15 protein-coding genes are annotated in these 17,615 nt (G+C 63.9%); 10 read left to right on the plus strand and 5 right to left on the minus strand.

Features of this window, described 5'->3' with window-relative positions:
• The first annotated feature begins 149 nt into the window (after positions 1 to 149).
• From QZY03_RS03690 to mtgA, 8 genes are all read left to right on the plus strand, one after another.
• Positions 150 to 887: an amino acid ABC transporter permease gene (locus QZY03_RS03690; RefSeq protein ID WP_295578402.1), complete on the plus strand. Its 738-nt coding sequence runs from the start codon at positions 150 to 152 to the stop codon at positions 885 to 887.
• Positions 887 to 1,405, plus strand: coding sequence for an ABC transporter permease subunit (locus tag QZY03_RS03695; RefSeq protein ID WP_295578403.1), 519 nt, complete (start codon positions 887 to 889; stop codon positions 1,403 to 1,405). Before QZY03_RS03690 ends, QZY03_RS03695 begins: the two co-directional genes overlap by 1 nt.
• A gap of 103 nt (positions 1,406 to 1,508) precedes the next feature.
• Complete coding sequence (locus QZY03_RS03700; RefSeq protein WP_295578404.1) at positions 1,509 to 1,667, plus strand: hypothetical protein; 159 nt, start codon at positions 1,509 to 1,511, stop codon at positions 1,665 to 1,667.
• A 2-nt stretch (positions 1,668 to 1,669) separates the two neighbouring features.
• On the plus strand, positions 1,670 to 2,398 hold the full coding sequence (locus QZY03_RS03705) for an amino acid ABC transporter ATP-binding protein (RefSeq protein WP_295578416.1): 729 nt from the start codon (positions 1,670 to 1,672) through the stop codon (positions 2,396 to 2,398).
• Positions 2,399 to 2,509: 111 nt separating this feature from the next.
• Positions 2,510 to 2,851, plus strand: coding sequence for a hypothetical protein (locus QZY03_RS03710; protein ID WP_295578405.1), 342 nt, complete (start codon positions 2,510 to 2,512; stop codon positions 2,849 to 2,851).
• 142 nt (positions 2,852 to 2,993) lie between these two features.
• The gene (locus QZY03_RS03715) at positions 2,994 to 3,644 is read left to right on the plus strand and encodes a biliverdin-producing heme oxygenase (protein ID WP_295578406.1); all 651 of its coding nucleotides are present in this window, start codon (positions 2,994 to 2,996) and stop codon (positions 3,642 to 3,644) included.
• A gap of 3 nt (positions 3,645 to 3,647) precedes the next feature.
• Positions 3,648 to 8,198: an EAL domain-containing protein gene (locus QZY03_RS03720; RefSeq protein ID WP_295578407.1), complete on the plus strand. Its 4,551-nt coding sequence runs from the start codon at positions 3,648 to 3,650 to the stop codon at positions 8,196 to 8,198.
• Between the two features lie 130 nt (positions 8,199 to 8,328).
• Entirely contained in the window at positions 8,329 to 9,228 is a 900-nt protein-coding gene (gene mtgA, locus QZY03_RS03725) for a monofunctional biosynthetic peptidoglycan transglycosylase (RefSeq protein ID WP_367268190.1), read from the plus strand.
• 202 nt (positions 9,229 to 9,430) lie between these two features.
• Here mtgA and QZY03_RS03730 read toward each other — a convergent pair whose 3' ends face one another.
• Together QZY03_RS03730 and QZY03_RS03735 are read right to left on the minus strand one after the other, a co-directional pair.
• Positions 9,431 to 10,627 carry a hypothetical protein gene (locus QZY03_RS03730; RefSeq protein ID WP_295578408.1) on the minus strand — a complete coding sequence of 399 codons (1,197 nt, stop codon included), beginning with the start codon at positions 10,625 to 10,627 and terminating at the stop codon, positions 9,431 to 9,433.
• A gap of 197 nt (positions 10,628 to 10,824) precedes the next feature.
• On the minus strand, positions 10,825 to 12,870 hold the full coding sequence (locus tag QZY03_RS03735; RefSeq protein ID WP_295578409.1) for an EAL domain-containing protein: 2,046 nt from the start codon (positions 12,868 to 12,870) through the stop codon (positions 10,825 to 10,827).
• 143 nt (positions 12,871 to 13,013) lie between these two features.
• On the opposite strand from QZY03_RS03735, the gene QZY03_RS03740 reads away from it, so the two are divergent.
• The gene (locus tag QZY03_RS03740) at positions 13,014 to 13,754 is read left to right on the plus strand and encodes a hypothetical protein (protein ID WP_295578410.1); all 741 of its coding nucleotides are present in this window, start codon (positions 13,014 to 13,016) and stop codon (positions 13,752 to 13,754) included.
• A gap of 47 nt (positions 13,755 to 13,801) precedes the next feature.
• Here QZY03_RS03740 and QZY03_RS03745 read toward each other — a convergent pair whose 3' ends face one another.
• Positions 13,802 to 14,860: a 3-deoxy-7-phosphoheptulonate synthase gene (locus QZY03_RS03745; RefSeq protein ID WP_295578411.1), complete on the minus strand. Its 1,059-nt coding sequence runs from the start codon at positions 14,858 to 14,860 to the stop codon at positions 13,802 to 13,804.
• Between the two features lie 193 nt (positions 14,861 to 15,053).
• Positions 15,054 to 15,656: a histidine phosphatase family protein gene (locus tag QZY03_RS03750; protein WP_295578412.1), complete on the minus strand. Its 603-nt coding sequence runs from the start codon at positions 15,654 to 15,656 to the stop codon at positions 15,054 to 15,056.
• A gap of 421 nt (positions 15,657 to 16,077) precedes the next feature.
• On the opposite strand from QZY03_RS03750, the gene QZY03_RS03755 reads away from it, so the two are divergent.
• The gene (locus QZY03_RS03755; protein ID WP_295578413.1) at positions 16,078 to 16,713 is read left to right on the plus strand and encodes an arylesterase; all 636 of its coding nucleotides are present in this window, start codon (positions 16,078 to 16,080) and stop codon (positions 16,711 to 16,713) included.
• Positions 16,714 to 16,920: 207 nt separating this feature from the next.
• On the opposite strand, the gene QZY03_RS03760 is transcribed toward QZY03_RS03755, so the two are convergent.
• A complete protein-coding gene (locus tag QZY03_RS03760) occupies positions 16,921 to 17,085 on the minus strand; it encodes a hypothetical protein (RefSeq protein ID WP_295578415.1) in 165 nt (54 codons plus the stop codon).
• Between the last annotated feature and the right edge of the window lie 530 nt (positions 17,086 to 17,615).

Consider the following 17,615-nt stretch of genomic DNA (forward strand, 5'->3'; position numbering starts at 1 on the left):
GCTCCAGCGGCCGGTGACGCGACACTGGAGCAGGGGTCCAGATCATGCCCAATTGGAATCGCTTCTCCGATTACGATTACGACAACGATAACGATCGAATGCGTTGTTTCATCGATTTCTGACCCCTTACCCAACGACTGGGGCTTGCTATGAGCTACAACTGGAATTGGGATATTTTTCTCAGCCCGACGCCATCGGGTGAATCGACCTATCTCGGCTGGCTGCTCGATGGGCTGCAGTGGACGCTTACGCTGTCACTGGGGGCCTGGATCATGGCCCTGGTGCTGGGCATCGGGCTGGGGGTGCTGCGTACTGTGCCCAATCGTCTGCTCGCCGGCAGTGCCGCGGCCTATGTCGAGGTCTTCCGCAATGTGCCGCTGCTGGTGCAGTTGTTCATCTGGTATTTCGTGCTGCCTGAGCTGCTGCCGACAACCTTAGGCGATGCGCTCAAACAGACCGATCCGCTGGCGCAGCAGTTTTTCGCAGCCTTGCTGTGTCTGGGTTGTTTCACCGCGGCGCGGGTCTGTGAGCAGGTTCGCTCGGGGATCGCAGCGCGGCCGCGCGGACAGCGCAATGCCGGGCTGGCGCTCGGTCTGACGCTGCCCCAGACCTACCGCTATGTGCTGCTGCCGATGGCGCTGCGCCTGATCCTGCCGCCGCTCACCTCGGAGTTTCTTAACGTTTTCAAGAATTCGGCGGTGGCGTCGACGATCGGGCTGATCGAGTTGTCGCGGCAGAGCCAGCAGCTCGTCGATTACACCGCGCAGGCGTATGAGGCTTTCATCGCCGTGACCTTGCTGTACGTGCTCATCAATGTGCTGGTGATGTTCGGGATGCGCCTGTTGGAGCGGCGGACCCGGGTACCGGGCTATATCGGGGGGAGGTGATGGATACATTCGACTGGACGTCCATTCCCGGTGCATTGCCGATTCTTGCGGACGGGATGCTGATCACCCTGGAGATCACCGCGACCGCGATCCTGGTCGGCATCCTCTGGGGCACCCTGCTGGCCTTGGCGCGTTTGTCGGGCAACCGCCCGCTGGCGTGGCTGGCCGCCGCCTATGTGAATTTGTTCCGCGCGGTGCCGCTGGTCATGGTGATCCTCTGGTTCTATCTGATCGTACCGACGCTGTTGCAGCGCTGGCTGGGTGTTTCCCAAAGCAGCGATATCCGCATGCTCTCGGCACTGGTCGCATTCGCTTTGTTCGAGTCAGCCTATTATGCCGAGATCATCCGCGCCGGCGTTCAGAGTGTCCCCAAGGGTCAGGTCGACGCGGCGTTCGCGCTCGGGATGCCCTACCATCTGACCATGCGCCTGGTGGTACTGCCGCAGGCATTTCGCAACATGCTGCCGCTCTTGCTGACCCAGGCGATCATTCTGTTTCAGGATACCTCGCTGGTGTAAGTACTTCAAGTGAAATATTTGTAGGCGCCAATAATTGCAAAGCATTGATTTAAAAGAAAGATAAATAATTAAGCGCTCATAGCGAATATATTGATGTACTTATGTGATCGGACTGGCGGATTTTTTCGGCGCCGCCTACAAGGTCGGTGATCGCGATGGCCGACTGGTGGAATTGCTGTTGTTTGCCGGCGCGGTCTATTTCATCCTCTGTTTCGGCGCCTCGCTGCTGGTGCGGCAATTGCAAAAAAAGTATTCCACATGAGCATGATCCAGATCGAAAACGTATCGAAATGGTATGGCGATTTTCAGGTCCTGACCGACTGCAGCACGCACGTGAATCAGGGCGAGGTGGTGGTGGTGTGCGGCCCCTCGGGCTCGGGCAAGAGCACATTGATCCGCTGCGTCAATGGGCTCGAAGCGATACAACAGGGCCGGATCGTCGTCAACGGCACCCCGCTCGCCGATCCGACGACCAATCTGTCCAAATTGCGCGCGCAGGTCGGCATGGTGTTCCAGAACTTCGAGTTGTTCCCGCACATGCGTGTCACCGATAACCTGACCATCGCCCAGATCAAGGTTCTCGGCCGATCGACTGAGGAGGCGCTGGCGCGCGGTCTGGCGATGCTCGATCGGGTCGGGCTCAAGACCCAGGCGTCCAAGTTTCCAGGGGCGCTCTCCGGTGGGCAGCAGCAGCGTGTCGCGATCGCCCGTGCCCTGGCGATGGACCCGATCTGCATGTTGTTCGATGAGCCGACCTCCGCGCTCGATCCGGAGATGGTCAACGAGGTGTTGGACGTCATGGTCGAACTGGCGACCGAGGGCATGACCATGATGTGTGTGACCCACGAGATGGGGTTCGCCCGCAAGGTGGCGGATCGGGTCATCTTCATGGATCATGGCCGAATCGTCGAGGATGCCTCCAAGGACGATTTTTTCGCGACGCCGCGTTCGGAACGCGCCCAGTTGTTTCTGTCCAGGATCCTCCAGCACTGAGCCGATCGTGCCGTCTCCGCGGCCCGTCACGAAGCAGTGGTTCACAAGTGTCGCTATCCTTCGTATCCTCTGCGTCACCTAGAGTAGTCAACCGAAACGGGGCTCAAGTTCATGTCATCTTTGCCTGTGCATTATCGGGTCGTCGGTGACGACGACTATATGCTGGAGATCACGGTCGGCAGCGACGGTGCTTTCGTAGTCAACAGCGGTGACCACACCAGCCATAAACCCCGTCACGGTACGCTGGACCAGGCCCAACAGGAGCGTCTGGCGGCGGTGCTGGGGTGTCTGGGCCTGTCGCGGGACCATCCGGCCCCGGCAGACGCCCCCGGTTTCATGGCCGAATTGACCCTGGGGGAGGGCGCCGATGCGCGCGTCTTCCGTTTTTGGGAAGGTGCGCTGGACGAGGAACCGCAGCTCCAGGCCGCGGTCCGGGAGTTGGATGTCATCTGACCCCGCGGACGGCGGCCGGCCGGCCGGCCGCCGTCATGCGCTGCGCCCGATCGGATGGTGTTGGTGGTGCGTTCGGCTTTGATGCGATCGGCCCGTGCCTGATGATAAACTTGAGTGAAATTGTCTGATGTTGCGTTGATCCATGCAGAAATCTCTGAAGCCTTTCCCGCCCAAGGATGCCCCCGGTCTGGTCGGGGCCTTGCGGTCGGCCACGGCCGACCTCCATCAGGCGGTGGAGCGGTTGCCGGTTATGACACGACTGACCGCTGCGGTGGCCGACCCGGCCGATTACTGCCGCTATCTCAGCGCGATGGCGCTGGTCTATGGCGGCCTGGAGCCCGGCTTGTTTGCCGCGCTCACGGCCGGTCTCTCGCGGCAGTGGGTTGCAGCACTCGGCGTGCGACCCAAGTTTCCGGCACTTTGCGCGGATATCGAGGCGAACGGACTGCGTGTGCCGGCCTCGGTGCCCGTCGTCGTGGTGACCCCGGCCGACGGCACTCCCGTCTCGCTGAGCACCGCGGTGGGTGGGCTCTATGTGCTGGAGGGGGCGACCCTGGGTGGCCGCCTGATCGTCCGCCAGTTGCGTCGTCAGTTGGGCGGGCAGTTGATCGGCGCGTCCTTTCTGGACTTTCATGGGGACCAGGCAGCCGCTGCCTGGAAGGGTTTCAGTCGTGCCCTGGAGGGCCTTGCGATGGCGCAATTGGTGGTGTCCGAGCAGTCGATCGCCGGTGCCCGCGCGGGTCTTCGATCAGGTATATCGCATCCTCGCCGAGGTCGACATGAGCCCTTGTGAGGCATGATGGACGCCGACGCAGCGCTGACTCACTACACCGACGAGGCCCCCGCTCAGCCGGAGCAGAAACCGCACTATATCGCCGGGATCGGGGCGTCCGCCGGCGGATTGGAGGCCCTGACCTTGTTGGTCGGGGCCTTGCCGGCGGGGCTCAACTGCACCTTTGCCATCGTCCAGCACCTCTCGCCGCATTACCGCAGCATGATGGTGGAACTGATCGGACGCGAGACCGCGATGCGGGTCAAGGCCGTGGAGGACGGGGAGGTGCCGTTACCCGGGGTTATCTACATCGGTCCGCCCAAGTGGAATCTGCTGCTGCGCAACGGGGTCTTCGCGCTGGTCGAGCCGCGTCCCGACGTGGCTCCCAAGCCGTCGGCCAACCTGTTCCTGAAATCACTGGCGGACGAGAAGGGGGAATACGCCATCGGCGTGGTCCTGTCCGGTACCGGCAGCGATGGCGCGGTGGGCATCCGTGCCATCAAGGCCAACGGGGGCATGACCTTTGCCCAGTCCCCGGACACCGCCAAATACGCAAGCATGCCGCAGGCGGCGATCAATACCGTGGCGGTGGACTATATCCTGCCGCCCCATACGATCGCTCACGAGATCGCTCAGTTCGTGCAGCGTGCGCCCGCGGCGCCCACGGCCCCGCCGGACGTGACCGACACCCAACGCTTCGGCCGACTGCTGCTGGAGGTGCGGCGCTTCACCAAGATCGATTTCAGCGGCTACAAAGAGACCACGCTGTGGCGGCGGGTGCGGCGGCGGATGGCGACCAACCGGGTGGATACGCTGGAGGAGTACCTGGATCTGGCGGTGGCGCGTCCGGAGGAACTGGAGAGCCTGGCCAAGGATATCCTGATCTCGGTCACCTCCTTCTTCCGCGACGCGGAGGCTTTCGGGCGCCTGGAGGCACATCTCAAGAGCATCCTGGAGGAGAAGCCCCATGGCTCGGAGTTGCGGGTTTGGGTGCCGGGTTGTGCCACCGGTGAGGAAGCCTACACCATCGCCATCATTCTGGCCGAGTTGCTGGGCGAGGGGCTGCGTCACCTCAATATCCAGATCTTCGCCACCGATATCGATGTGGACGCGCTCAACATGGCGCGCCGCGCCACCTTTCCGTCGGCCGCGCTGGGTGAGTTGTCGGCTGAGTTGGTCGCGCGCTATTTCATGCCGGTGGGTGATCAGTACGAGATCGTCAAGCAGGTGCGCGATCTGGTGGTGTTTGCCCGTCAGGATCTGGTGCTGGACCCGCCGTTCCTGCGTCTTGATCTTATTTCCTGCCGCAATCTGCTGATCTATTTTTCATCGGAGCTTCAGGCCAAGGTGTTGTCGGTGATGAACTACGCCCTGGCCGACCATGGGCTCCTGTTCCTTGGCCGCTCGGAGAACATCTCCCAACAGGAGACCCTGTTCGAGCCGGTGGACCCCAAGTCGCGCCTGTTCCGTCCGCGCGGACGCGGCGGGCGAACCCATGTGGCGCGTGCCCTGAACACCCGGTTGGCGGCGATCAGCGGCCGTCAGTTGACCGAACCGCGGGTGACGATCAACGCCATCTTCAATCAGCTCGCCTTCGCGGCCTATCTGCCGCCCTCGGTCCTGCTGGACACCCGGCTGTATGTGATCCACACCTTCGGCGATCTCAAAACCTACATCCAACTGCCGGAGGGCACGCCGCAGCTCGAATTTCCCAACATGCTCGGCAAGGAGTTGCGCATGGAACTCCTGACCCTGGTCCATTATTCCCGGACCAAGCGCAAGTTGGCGAAAGGCCGACAGCGCCGGGTCGCCCCCGGCCGCGCCGGATTGGTGCGGCTGGCGGTCTATCCTCATCGGCCGCATGAACCGGAGGAAATGTTCCTGGTCAGCTTCGAGCCCGGCGAGGCGACGCGGCGTCCGGGGACGCGCGGTAATGCCTCCAGTTCCAGCGAACGAGTGCTGGAGGACGAACTGATCGCGACCCGCGAGCACCTGCAGACGGTGATCGAGGAGTTGGAGACCAGCAACGAGGAAATGCAGGCGCTGAACGAGGAGGTCCAGGCCGCCAACGAGGAGTTGCAGGCCAGCAACGAGGAGCTGGAAGCGTCCAACGAGGAGCTGCAGGCCAGCAACGAAGAGCTGGTGACCGTCAATCAAGAAATGCTGGTCAAGTCGGCCGAGCTCTCGAGTCTCAACTCGGATTTCGAGAGTGTCCAGAACGCGGTGGAGTTCCCGCTGCTGGTGCTGGACCCGCAGCTCCAGGTTACCCGCTTCAATGTCGCCGCCCAGCGGGTTCTGGGTCTGAGTCCGGCCAGCCGCGGGCGGCCCTTTGCCAACCTCAAGCTGCCGCCGGTCTTCGCCGGCCTCCCGGCGGCGACCGAGCAGGTGCTGCATGACGGTGAACCGCTCAACCGCCCGCTGACCGACGGTGCCACCGATTATCTGCTGCACATCGTCACCTACAGCGACCACTTGGGCGCCTTGCGCGGGGTGGTGGTGGGGCTTGCGGACCAGACCGAGACCGCACGTGCCGAACGCCAGGCGCGCGAGCTGCAGGGCCGACTCCTGGAAGTCATGGACAACGCGACCTCGCTGTTTGCGGTCAAGGACGCGGCCGGGCGTTATGAGTTCGCCAACAACCGGTTCCTGAGCTTTTTCGGTCTGACGCTGGAGCAGGTGCGCGGGCGCACCGATTACCAGTTGTTCGACGCGGAACTGGCCGACCGCCTGCGTGAGGGCGACTTCGAGGTGATGCGGCGCCGCTGTCCGGTCGATCGCGACGAGACCCTGGCGCGCGGTGAGCGTCTCTATTATTTGCGGGTCACCCGTTTCCCGTTGAAGGATCCCGACGGCAACGTGACCGCCGTTTGTACCCAGGCCGCGGACATCAGCGAACAGCGTGCCGCCCAAGAGGGCCTGCGGCTCGCCGCCAATGTCTTCCATTCGGCGGGCGAGGGCATCTGTGTGACCGATGCCGAGGGCATTCTGATTTCGGTCAATGAGTCATTCACCCGCATCACCGGGTATAGCGCTGACGAGGTCCTCGGCAGCACCTGCGCCATCCTCAAGTCCGGCCGCCATTCCATCGAGTTTTACGCCGCGATGTGGGCTGACTTGCGCGGGTGCGGAACCTGGCAGGGCGAAATCTGGAACCATCGCAAAGACGGCCAACTGATCCCGGAGTGGCTGACCATCAGCGCGGTTCGTGACGAACAGGGGGCGGTGCGCAATTATGTCGGCATCTTCAGCGATATCAGTGCGATCAAGGCCTCTCATGAACGGATCGAGCACCTGGCGACCCACGACGAGCTGACGGGCCTGCCCAACCGTAACCTGTTCAACGACCGGGTCAAGCACGCCATCGCCCGCGCCGCCCACCGCGGCGAGCAACTGCATGTCGTCTTCGTGGACCTGGACAACTTCAAGGTCATCAACGACAACCTGGGACACGCCGCCGGCGACGAGCTGCTGCGCGAGGCGGCGCAACGCATCGGTTCCTGCGTGCGTGGCGAGGATACGGTGGCGCGGCTGGGCGGCGACGAGTTCATCCTGATGCTGGAGGACGCCGACACGGACCTGGTCGCCGCCATGGGTAAGCGCATCCTCGACTTCCTGTCGGCGTCCTACCGGGTCCAGGGGCGTGATGTCTTCGTCACCGCCAGCCTGGGGGTCAGCAGCTTCCCGGACGACGGACAAGACAGCGAGACCCTGCTCAAGAACGCGGACACCGCCATGTACAAGGCCAAGGAGCGGGGAAAGAACCAGCTCCAGTTCTTCTCGGTGGAGATGAAGCTCCACGGCGAGCAGCGCATGGCGATCGAGACCGGGATTCGCCTGGCGTTGCAAGAGGACCAGTTCACGCTGTTGTTTCAACCGGAAGTGGACCTGGCGAGCGGCCGTATCATCAGTGTCGAGGCGCTGATCCGCTGGACCGACGGACCGCTGGGTGAGGTTCCGCCGGCCCATTTCATCGCGGTGGCGGAGCAGTCCGGGCTGATCATCAAAGTCACTGATTGGGTGGTGCGGCGCACCTTCGCGACCCTGCGGCGATGGGTGGATGCGGGACTGACCGCCGTGCCCGTGTTCGTCAATATCTCCCCCCTGCACTTTCGCAGTTCGGACCTGGCGGCCTGTCTCGGGACCCAGGCCGAGATTCATGGGGTGAGTCCGGGCTTGATCGGTATCGAAATCACCGAGGGCGCCATCATGGAGGGCAGCGAAAGTACCACGGCCATCCTGCACAGCCTGCGGGATCAGGGCGTCAAGGTCTACGTGGATGACTTCGGTACCGGGTACTCGTCCTTGACTTATCTGAAACGCTACCCCATCGATGGGTTGAAGATCGACCGCAGCTTCGTCGACGGCATCGCCGATGATCCGGACGACCAGGCGATCGCTACCGCGGTCATTGGTGTGGCGCGCGCCCTCGGGGTTGCGGTGGTGGCGGAGGGTGTGGAGACCGAGGCGCAGCGGGTGGAGCTGATGGCGCGCGGCTGTACCCTGGCCCAAGGGTTCCTGTTCCACCAGCCCATGACCGAGGCGGCACTCGCCTCACTCTTGGAGCGTCGGCGCTGATGGCCAGCAATTCCAAATTTGGGCGGCATCGCGCAACCTCTGGTGGATGCGGCGCGCGCAACCGACGTACCGAGTCCCTAACACCGAGCGGCGCGCCTTATCCACCCTACAACGAAGCCGGTTTCGTAGGGTGGATAAGCGCAGCGCATCCACCATTGGCCTCGCTGCCGACACGCTGTTGGCGGCGGCCACCCAAATTTGGAATTGCTGGCTGATGGCCGATCCGCAGACCCAGGTCCCGGCACCTGCGCCGGAGCGCCTTGCGGGTCCAGGCGCCGCGGCGCCGATCGCCCCCGCGCAGTGGTGGCTTGCGTTTGGGGCCGGGGCGCGCCGGGTCGCGGCCTGGCTGTTGTTTCTGGTCCCGCGCGTCCTGGGTGCACTGGCCCTGCTCTCCGCACTGATCGTCGGGGCGCTGCGCTGGGTCGACCCGCCGGTGTCCTCGTTTATGGTGCGTCAAGTCCTGGCCGCCTGGCGTGCCGATCGGCAGGCGCCGGCGTATTACCATACCTGGGTCAGCTGGCGGCAGATCCCGCCGGTACTGCCGCTGGCCGTCATCGCCGGGGAGGATCAGCGCTTTGCCGATCACCACGGGTTCGATCCGGTCGAAATCCGTGCCTCGCTGGCGTTATGGCGCCAGGGCCGGGGGCTGCGGGGTGCCAGTACCATCACTCAGCAGACGGCCAAGAATCTGTTTCTGTGGCCGGGGCGCAGTTGGGTACGCAAAGGACTGGAGGCCTGGTTCACGGCCCTGATCGAAGTGCTCTGGTCCAAGCAGCGCATCCTGGAGGTTTATCTCAATATCGTCCAGTTCAGTCCCAGTACCTATGGGGTGGGCGCGGCCAGCACGCGCTATTTCAAGCGGCCCGTCGAGGCGATCACACTGAACGAGGCGGCCCTGCTCGCCGCCGTATTGCTGGCGCCGTCGGCCTACCGGCTGGAGCGACCCTCGGTGCGCCTGCTGCGCCGGGCGGCCTGGATCGCCGATCAGGTTCCGCGGTTGGGTGGGCGCCGGTATCTGGGGCGCTTGTGATACAGGACTTGACGGAAATCGCCCAGACACGAACACAATCGTTGTCGTTATTGACTCGTTACTAAGGCGATTTACGGGAATACACATCCCGACTGCGCATGCCTGCAAGATCCGCAGGGCTGTAAGGCTGTAGGGGCGACTTAAGTCGCCCCTACAAGTCGGTAGATCCTTTCCCGGAAATCACCTAACAAAGCAGCCGGGATCATCGACTGACCTTATTCTCGATCCCGGCCAGGTAGAGTCTCAGAAGCTCCGGGCTGCGCGCGGCCAGAACCTTGCGCTGGCGGATGCCGGCGTCGTCGCCGGTGACCAGGGGGTGCAGCGCGCGGTAGGTGTCGCCCGCGGGGTTGGCGGGGGCCAACGCGGGCGGGACCGCGGCGGCGGTGCCGGGGTCCACGACCAAGAGCCAGGCCGGGAAGAGGGCGGTCGTCAGGTCCAGGTCCGTGTCGTTGAATTGGCGCCACAACTGGACCAGCCGGGGGTCCGGCAGGTCCTTGGCGCTCAGCGTCCGCGCGGCCTCCGCGGGGTGCTCCCAGCACAGCATCGCCCAGTCCCGGCGGGCGGCGGCCAGGTCTCCCGTGCGCCGACAGGCCTCCGCATGGTCGATGAGGTGTTGCGGCCGGCGCCGCCAGTCAGGGTCCGCTTCCAGGGTTTGGCGGACCTGCGCGAAGCGCCCGGCCCGCGCCCAGGCGGTGCTTGCGTGTAATCGGGGCGCGGTGGGGTCGAACGGATGACGTGCCAGATCTTCGGCCAGGGTCACCCACAGCGGGGCCAGGAGGTCGCGTGCACGATGTCCGAGCAGCGCCTGGGCTTCCGGCTCCAGGGCCTCCAGTTCCGGCAATCGCTCCGCGGCAGCGCGGGAGGGGAGGTCCTCGACCGCCTGGATGAGGTGCAGATAGCGCGGTAACTTGGCATGTTTCGGGTCCAGGGCCATCAGCCGGGTCAGGGCGGTGTGGGCGGCGTCGATACGGCGGCCGGCCAGTGCGGCGCGGACCGCATCTTCCAGGATTTGGAATTGATTGTCCTGGAACAGATCCAGTTGAATGCGGTTGGCCGGCCGCACGTAAGCGTGCGCGCAGCCCTGTGCCAGTTGGGTATGCTGACCAATCGAGAGCATCCGTGGTGCCGCGCCCCAGGCAAGATGCACCAGCGATTCGGCAACCAGTCCCTGGCCGCCGGCGTAGCGGCTCGCCTGCGCCAGTAAATCGCTGGCCGCGTTCGCCGGGACGCGCAACACGCCTTCCAGGTGAGGCGCCAGGCCGAGCCGCCAGGCTTCGTAGTCCGCATAGGACAGGAGGTCGCCGGCGATCAGCAACTCCAGCGGGTCGAGTCGGCCCTGCTCCAGGAGCAACCGGTCCACCAGTGCGACCAGTTCGTACTTCAATAGCAGTTGGGTCATGATGAATGCTGCCACTGCTGCCGGCGGGTGTCATCGGGTCCGTCCGTCGGCCTTGATCGTAATCCCGGCCAGCGGCGTGCGTAGTCAGGGCTTCCAGCCCTGAGAGTGTCAGGCCAGGATGGCCTGACTACGCACCCGGCGAGGCCAAGTGGCCGGAATCTTGATCGAGGTCCGTCTGTCATGTACCGGGTCTCTGGTCAGGCGGCGAGGCTGACGTTGATGTCATCACGTGCCATCTGGATATAGTTGCCTTGGATAAAGTCGGCGCGGCAGTTCCAGACCTGGGTAACGGTTTGCTGGTCCTCGATCCCGGTCGCGACCACCAATGCCTTCTGGTCATGCAGTTGTTCTACCAGTGCGGTGAGGTCGTGAATGTTGGTTTGGGTGAGGGTGTTGATCGAGAGTTTGACCAGCGCGACTCCCAGTTGTCCGACCAGTGCGATCTCCGAGGGTGAGTTGGTGACATTGCCGAGACAGATGGGCATGCCCCCTTTGCGCAGGACGCCGAACAACACCTTGGCGATCTCGACTGACGTGCGGACGTCGCGCACCTGGAATTGAAGGACCGGGCGAATGCGTTTTAAATCGCGGCGGATCAGTTGCTCGCGAAGCCAGGGAAGCCATTCTCTCGATCGTAACGTGTCCATGGTTTGATGGACGAGGATGCGCAGGTCGGGGTGACGGATCCGGTGGTCGCGGAGCGTATCCAAGGCGTATTCCATAACCCAGCGATCGATGGCCGTCATCAGACCGTGACGCTCGGCGACCGGGAAAAACTCGCGTGGCGGCAGCAGATCCCCGTCGGGGGAGCGCAGACGCAGTTGCGCCTCGAAATAGGTGCCCTGGACGTGACCCAGAGTGACAATGGGTTGGAACAGGAGTACGAATCCCTCTGATTTGAGCGCCGTTTCGATCAATGTCTTGATCCGATTCTCGGATCGGCCGGCCTGAAGCGCCCAGATTTCCACACGGGCGCCACCGTTTTGACGCGCCTTGGCGCACGCCCGCTCGGCACGGGCGAGGAGCGTCAGGGCATCCTCCGGGGGCGGCTGGAAAAGTCCGATGCCGACGCTGGCCGTGGTCACGACGTTGGCCAGGTTCGGTGCCAGGCTGGAGTCGGCGGTGATCCGCCGGAGTTTTTCGCCCAGCGCGACCAGCGCGGCGCCGTCTTTGCGTTGCGTCAGGACGGCGTAGCTGAACTCGCCATAGCGCGTCGCGACATCGGCCCCGGCCAGTTGACGACCGATCAGTTGCTCGACTTGAGCCAAGAGTTTTTCGAACCCGGACAGCCCAAGGCGATCGATAAATTGTTGCGGCGAGTCCAGTTCGATGATCAGGACACCCGAGCCGGCGCCGCCGGCGGTGCCGTCACGCACTGCACGCTCCAGGGTGCGAATGAAGAGATCCTTGCACAGCAATCGGCTGGGGGCGCCGCGTTTCGCAATGATCGCCCGGCGTTCGGGCAGCCAACGGGCCATCCGGACCCGGTGCTCAATAAACGCGATCAGGTGTCGACTGTTGACGTGCTTGGTAATGAATCCGTCGCTGCCGGTCAGCAAGGCGGCGATCTGCTTGTCGGCGTCGGTCTCGTTGGAGACCATCAGGATCGGCGTGTCATAGAACTGGTCGTGGTCGCGGATGATTGCGGTCAGTTCAGCTCCGCTGGCTTGCGGCATATAGAGATCCATGAGGATCAAGTCCGGGCGAAACTCGGCTAAGACGCTCAGGATCGTCAATGGTTCGCTGAGGGTGCGCGCCGTCATCCCGGCTTTGGTCAGCAGCATGGCGACATACATTGCCTGAGCCTGGTCATCCTCGACGATCAGGATGCGCAAGGGGTCATGGCTGCCGCTGTCATAGGCTTGCAATGTTTTGGCGGCCAACTGCGCGGGGTCCGGCGGCGCCACGAAGAACGCCTTGGCCCCGGCGCGGACGGAGCGCAGCCGCGCGTCGATCCCATCGGATTCGGCAATGCAGATCAGAGCCGGGCCAGGGGCCGCCGTGCCGAGCAGATTCGTCAAGAAGCCGGCGATATCGCTGTTTTGGGGCAGCATGCCCAGTTCCAGGATCAGCACCGCCGGCAGCCGATCGAGCGCCGCCGCGGCCAAGGCCGCGGGATGTTCGAACTGCGCCAGTGCCAACTGCTGCTCCTTCAGCCGCCGCCCCAAATCCTTGAGCGTGGAGGCATCGTGTCCGAGAAAGTAGACGAGGTTGTTGACCGGTGCTGGGTTGCCGTTGTCCATCGCGTGTCTGCCTTGGTGCCGCCAGACTGTGAGAATAGCGAAAAAAGTCCAAGCGTGTTGTGACGCCGTTGCATCGACGGGTTTCCACCTTCCGGCTGCTCGGTTATGCGATCATCCCGGAAACTGACATGCGAGTGACCGACATGCCTGATTTCCCCGTGACCCTCGCAGTTTACAACATTCTCCCGGTCGTTCTGACCGGCGTTGCCCTGTGGTATCTCGCCCGTTATGTGGCGTCGCAGGACGCGCTGAACCACCCTCTGGCACTCGCGGGCGGCGCGCTCATCCTGGCGGGTGGATTGGCGAAGGCGGCCTGGAAGTTGATCGCCGCCGTCAGCGGGATCGACCTCGTCTGGTTGTCCAATGCACTGTTTCCGTTGATGGCCCCCGGGTTCGCCCTCCTGGCCGCTGCCCTCTGGGGTGCGACCCGCCGCCGGCCTGGCCGTCCGCCCGATCCCCAGGCTGGACGGGTCGCCCCGCGCGTGTTGTGGTCCGCGGCGCTGGTTGCGATCGTCCTCGCCTTCACCGCCGCCGCGCTCCGTCAATGGGTGTTTGCTACTCCGCGGGGCTGGTTTCTGCCCTTGCTGCTGCTGGCGAGTCTGAGCAATCTGGCGGTGAGTGTCCTGCTGATCGGCACCTCCATGGGACTGCGTCGGTGGTCGGTCGCGGCCTTGTTCGCCGTCAACCTGGCGATGATCTTCGCCCTGCAGCCGATCGCCATGGCCACCCCCAAGACCCTGGCCCTGCATTGGCTGGAGCAGTCGCTCACGGCGCTGGGGACCGGTTGTTTCGCCCTGGCGGCCTTCCTCCTGAACCGGATCGCGCGGGGCGGCGGCAGGCGCCGGTCCAGCGAACCGCCGGTCGCGGGTCATGCTTCCGGCTGAACCAAACAGCATTGCGCCATGGCGGATCGTCTCGCCGGCATTTGGCCCTACACCGTGCCGCGGCGTCGGGCCGCGGCCTCCGCCAGTTGTTGCAGCATCGGCTCGGTATCGGCCCAGCTCACGCAGGCGTCGGTGACGCTCTGCCCATAAACCAGGCCGGTGACGGCATCGAGGTCCTGGCGTCCGCCGACCAGATGGCTCTCGATCATGGTGCCGATAATGCGGCGGTCGCCGCGCGCGATCTGGCCGGCCACGTCCCGGCAGACCTGAATCTGCTTCTCCGGCTTCTTGCGGCTGTTGGCGTGGCTGAAGTCGATCATGATCTTGGGGGTGAGACCCGCCTCGATGATCTGCTCAGCGGCGATATTGACGCTTTCGGTATCGTAGTTGGGGCGGTGGCCACCGCGCAGGATGATGTGGGTGTCGTCGTTACCGCCGGTGGTGAAGATCGCCGATTGCCCTTCCTTGGTGACCGACATGAACACATGGGGCCGGGCCGCGGCGTGGATGGCGTCGATGGCGATCTTCACGTCACCGTCGGTGCCGTTCTTGAAGCCGACCGGGCAAGACAACCCGGAGGCCAGTTCACGGTGGCCCTGGCTCTCGGTGGTGCGGGCGCCGATCGCCCCCCAACTCACCAGATCCGCGATGTACTGGGGGCTGATCAGGTCCAGGTATTCCGTTCCCGCCGGCATCCCCGACTCGGCCAGGTCGAGCAGCAGCTTGCGGGCCAGGCACAGGCCCTTGTTGATCTCGAAACTGCCGTCCAGGTTCGGATCATTGATCAACCCCTTCCACCCCACGGTGGTCCGGGGTTTCTCGAAATAGACCCGCATGACGATCAGCAAGTCCACGCTGAGGGCCTCGCGGACCGGCAGCAGGCGCTCGGCGTATTCCCGCGCAGCTTGAGTGTCGTGTACCGAGCAGGGCCCGACCACGACCAGCAGCCGATCATCCTCGTGATGCAGGATGCGCTGAATCGCCCGGCGCGTCTCAAAGACCGTGTTGGAGGCCTGTTCCGATACCGGGTATTTCTCGTGAAGCGCCGCGGGCGGGCTCACCTGGGTGATCGCGCGAATGCGCAGGTCGTCTGTCGGGTGTCGCATGAGGGGGTAGACCGGAGTCCCTGGAAAAAGGGAAAGCGGATAAGTATAGACCAAGACCTTGCCGCCGCGTTCCGGGTGACCGGTTATTCTTGAGTTGATTGCGCTGGATCAAGGCCGCCTGCCCGGCAAATTGACCGGGATCATGTTCGGGCGGGTCGACTTGTCCCAGATCAAGAACGCAAGGACGGACGCTTCAACTTGGCAGGGTGCGCGCATTGATGCACTCGATGGCGGGTCCGAAGCGCCCGTGGCGCACCCGCATGATGCCGGCATAGTCGATCCGCATCCGGTACCAGCGCTCGGCATCGGCGCGCAGCAGATGGCCCACCAGCGCGCGCATGACCCCGGAGTGGCAGACGATCAGCAGGTGGCGTCCCGGATGGGCGGCCACCTGGTGGTCGTAGGCCGGGGCGACGCGTGCCGCAAAGGCGTCGAGTGATTCGCCGCCCGGCGGGCGGCGGGCGACCGGGTCCTGATACATCGCCGTGTAGGCCGCACCCTCGGTCGCCGCCACCTCCGCATGGGTGCGGCCCTCCCAGGTGCCCATGCCGATCTCGATCAGCGCGGGTTCGACGGCGAGCGGCAGCCCATGGCGTCCGGCCAGTTCCAGGGCGAATGGGTAGCAGCGTGCCATGGGCGAACTGATCACCTGGTCCCAGGGGTGGGCGTCACCGAGCGCGGCGCGCAGTTGCGCCCAGCCGGTGGCGGACAGCGCGTCATTGGCACCATTGCCGCGGAAGCGCGGGCCGCCCACCGGTTCACCGTGGCGGATCAGGTCGATGAGGGTCTCGGGCATGGGGATTCAGTGCTGCTGGTGGGGGCAAGGTGCGGTGCGATCGGCCGCGCCGCCTGATCGCTGGGCTGGTGGCACCCGTGGCGATGCGGTGTCGGCGCGACGCTGCTGTCATGCAGCAGTTCCAAATTTGGGTGGTCGCTGCCGGGCGGCGTGCCGGCAGCGAGGCTGATGGTGGATGCGCTACGCTTATCCACCCTACAAAACCCGCTCCGTTGTAGGGTGGATAAGGCGCGCCGCTCGTTATCGGGGACCTGGTACCGCGGTCGGGCGCGCCGCATCCACCAGGGGCCGCGCGATGTCGCCCAAATTTGGAATTGCTGGCTGTCATGTCGGCAGGATACCGCAAGGACGCCCCTGTGCGATGATGAAAGCATGACCGGCGCCACCTGATCGCGCCGCTGGACGTGATAAAGGAGCCTGAATGATGCGCCGTAGAGAGTTCGTTGCCGTCCTGCTCTGCGCCTGGTTGCTGACTGCCTGCGATCGGCTGCCGAAGCCGACACCCATCGCGCCCGAGGCGATCGTGGTGGCGTTCGGCGACAGCGTTACTTATGGAACCGGCGCAGCGGCGGGGGAGGACTGGCCCAGTCGGTTGGCCGGGCTCAGCGGCTGGACGGTCGTCAACGCCGGGGTCCCCGGCGATACCGCCGAGCGCGCACGCGACCGCATCGAAGCGGTGCTCACCCAATACCAACCGGCCCTGGTCGTCATCGAAATCGGCGGCAACGACTTCCTGCGACGGCGACCACAAGCCGCCGTCAAAGACGATGTGCGCCGCATCATCCAGTCCGTGAGGCAGAGCGGCGCGCAAGCCGTGCTCGTGGCGGTGCCGCAACTCTCGCTGTTCGGGGTCCTGTCCGGCGCCAAGAGCGACGCGCCGCTCTACCGGGAGTTGGCCCGGGAAGAGGGTGTTCCGCTCGTCGAGGCGGTGTTTTCGGAGATCTTGAGCCGACCGGAGCTCTGTGCCGACCAAATCCACCCGAATGCCGAGGGCTATCGGAAGATGGCCGCGACGATCTATGCCTTTCTCGCCCAGACGCCCAAGGGCGCTGACTAAACCGCGCCCACCGCGGTATGCGATGTTTTTGGATGGGCTCGGCCCCGGCAGACTCGACGATTGCTGGAGTTGGCGCGGTTTACAGTTTTGAAGAATATCAATGTTAAACCGCGTCTCCAGCGAGGTTGGTTAAATCACCAAGGCGGAACACAAAATGAAACTTATGCATTTCGTGCTGGACGCGGTTTAATTCGGTGGTTTTCTGCATCACCGCAGCGGATAGAGCCACGGCACAACCGTGATCGCGAACCGGGTGGTGAGGATCGGGTGCGGGCCGGCGTCGCCAAGCAACAGGATAATGTTCGGATTGGCAAAGCCGGCGCCCGCCTCGCGGGCGCTGATCACCCCGGTGAACGGCAGCTCGGTCCGCATATGCACCCGCCGGCCAAACTCAGGCCAGCAGTGCCAGATTGGCGGGCCTCGCGCGACCCTGACATCGGTCGAGTCGAGACAAACACGGCAAGAAGATCACCAAAACGTGACCCAGATCACGGTTTCAAGATCCCTTCGTGTCTATACTGATGAGGGCCTGTTTCCGAAGCGTCGTGTTGGCTTTCATAGCGTCTGGTTGGGTCTTGGTCCCGACGTCCCGACCAACGTCAGACCTCAGGAACCGCCTGACACTGCCGTCCGGAGTCGGAATCGGGCTGCGCGGCGCTCCGCGCTACGAGCAGTGGGTAGGATGGTTGGGTGTTAAACTGCATTCAGTCTAACGCCCAAAAATCCTAGTGCAGTCTTAGGCGTTAGCATCCTAATGCAACCTATACTTGCTATAGGCATAAATTGCGGTATTAGGGATAGCAGATTTCGTGCGACCTGAGCCAGTTAGACGGGTAATCTAGCCCTACACTCATAAGTTTCAGTAGAGCCATGACATGTACAATTGCGAATTCTCTGCGGAA

This window comes from uncultured Lamprocystis sp., from assembly GCF_903933125.1.
Classification (GTDB): domain Bacteria; phylum Pseudomonadota; class Gammaproteobacteria; order Chromatiales; family Chromatiaceae; genus Thiodictyon.

Bases quoted from the DNA above. Each gene is read 5' to 3' on its own strand.
- QZY03_RS03755 (WP_295578413.1), top strand. From the start codon at position 16,078: ATGATGCGCCGTAGAGAGTTCGTTGCCGTCCTGCTCTGCGCCTGGTTG.
- QZY03_RS03740 (WP_295578410.1), top strand. From the start codon at position 13,014: ATGCCTGATTTCCCCGTGACCCTCGCAGTTTACAACATTCTCCCGGTC.
- QZY03_RS03735 (WP_295578409.1), bottom strand. From the start codon at position 12,870: ATGGACAACGGCAACCCAGCACCGGTCAACAACCTCGTCTACTTTCTC.
- QZY03_RS03745 (WP_295578411.1), bottom strand. From the start codon at position 14,860: ATGCGACACCCGACAGACGACCTGCGCATTCGCGCGATCACCCAGGTG.
- QZY03_RS03760 (WP_295578415.1), bottom strand. From the start codon at position 17,085: ATGCGGACCGAGCTGCCGTTCACCGGGGTGATCAGCGCCCGCGAGGCG.
- QZY03_RS03730 (WP_295578408.1), bottom strand. From the start codon at position 10,627: ATGACCCAACTGCTATTGAAGTACGAACTGGTCGCACTGGTGGACCGG.
- QZY03_RS03750 (WP_295578412.1), bottom strand. From the start codon at position 15,656: ATGCCCGAGACCCTCATCGACCTGATCCGCCACGGTGAACCGGTGGGC.
- QZY03_RS03710 (WP_295578405.1), top strand. From the start codon at position 2,510: ATGTCATCTTTGCCTGTGCATTATCGGGTCGTCGGTGACGACGACTAT.
- QZY03_RS03705 (WP_295578416.1), top strand. From the start codon at position 1,670: ATGATCCAGATCGAAAACGTATCGAAATGGTATGGCGATTTTCAGGTC.
- QZY03_RS03695 (WP_295578403.1), top strand. From the start codon at position 887: ATGGATACATTCGACTGGACGTCCATTCCCGGTGCATTGCCGATTCTT.
- QZY03_RS03690 (WP_295578402.1), top strand. From the start codon at position 150: ATGAGCTACAACTGGAATTGGGATATTTTTCTCAGCCCGACGCCATCG.
- QZY03_RS03720 (WP_295578407.1), top strand. From the start codon at position 3,648: ATGATGGACGCCGACGCAGCGCTGACTCACTACACCGACGAGGCCCCC.
- QZY03_RS03715 (WP_295578406.1), top strand. From the start codon at position 2,994: ATGCAGAAATCTCTGAAGCCTTTCCCGCCCAAGGATGCCCCCGGTCTG.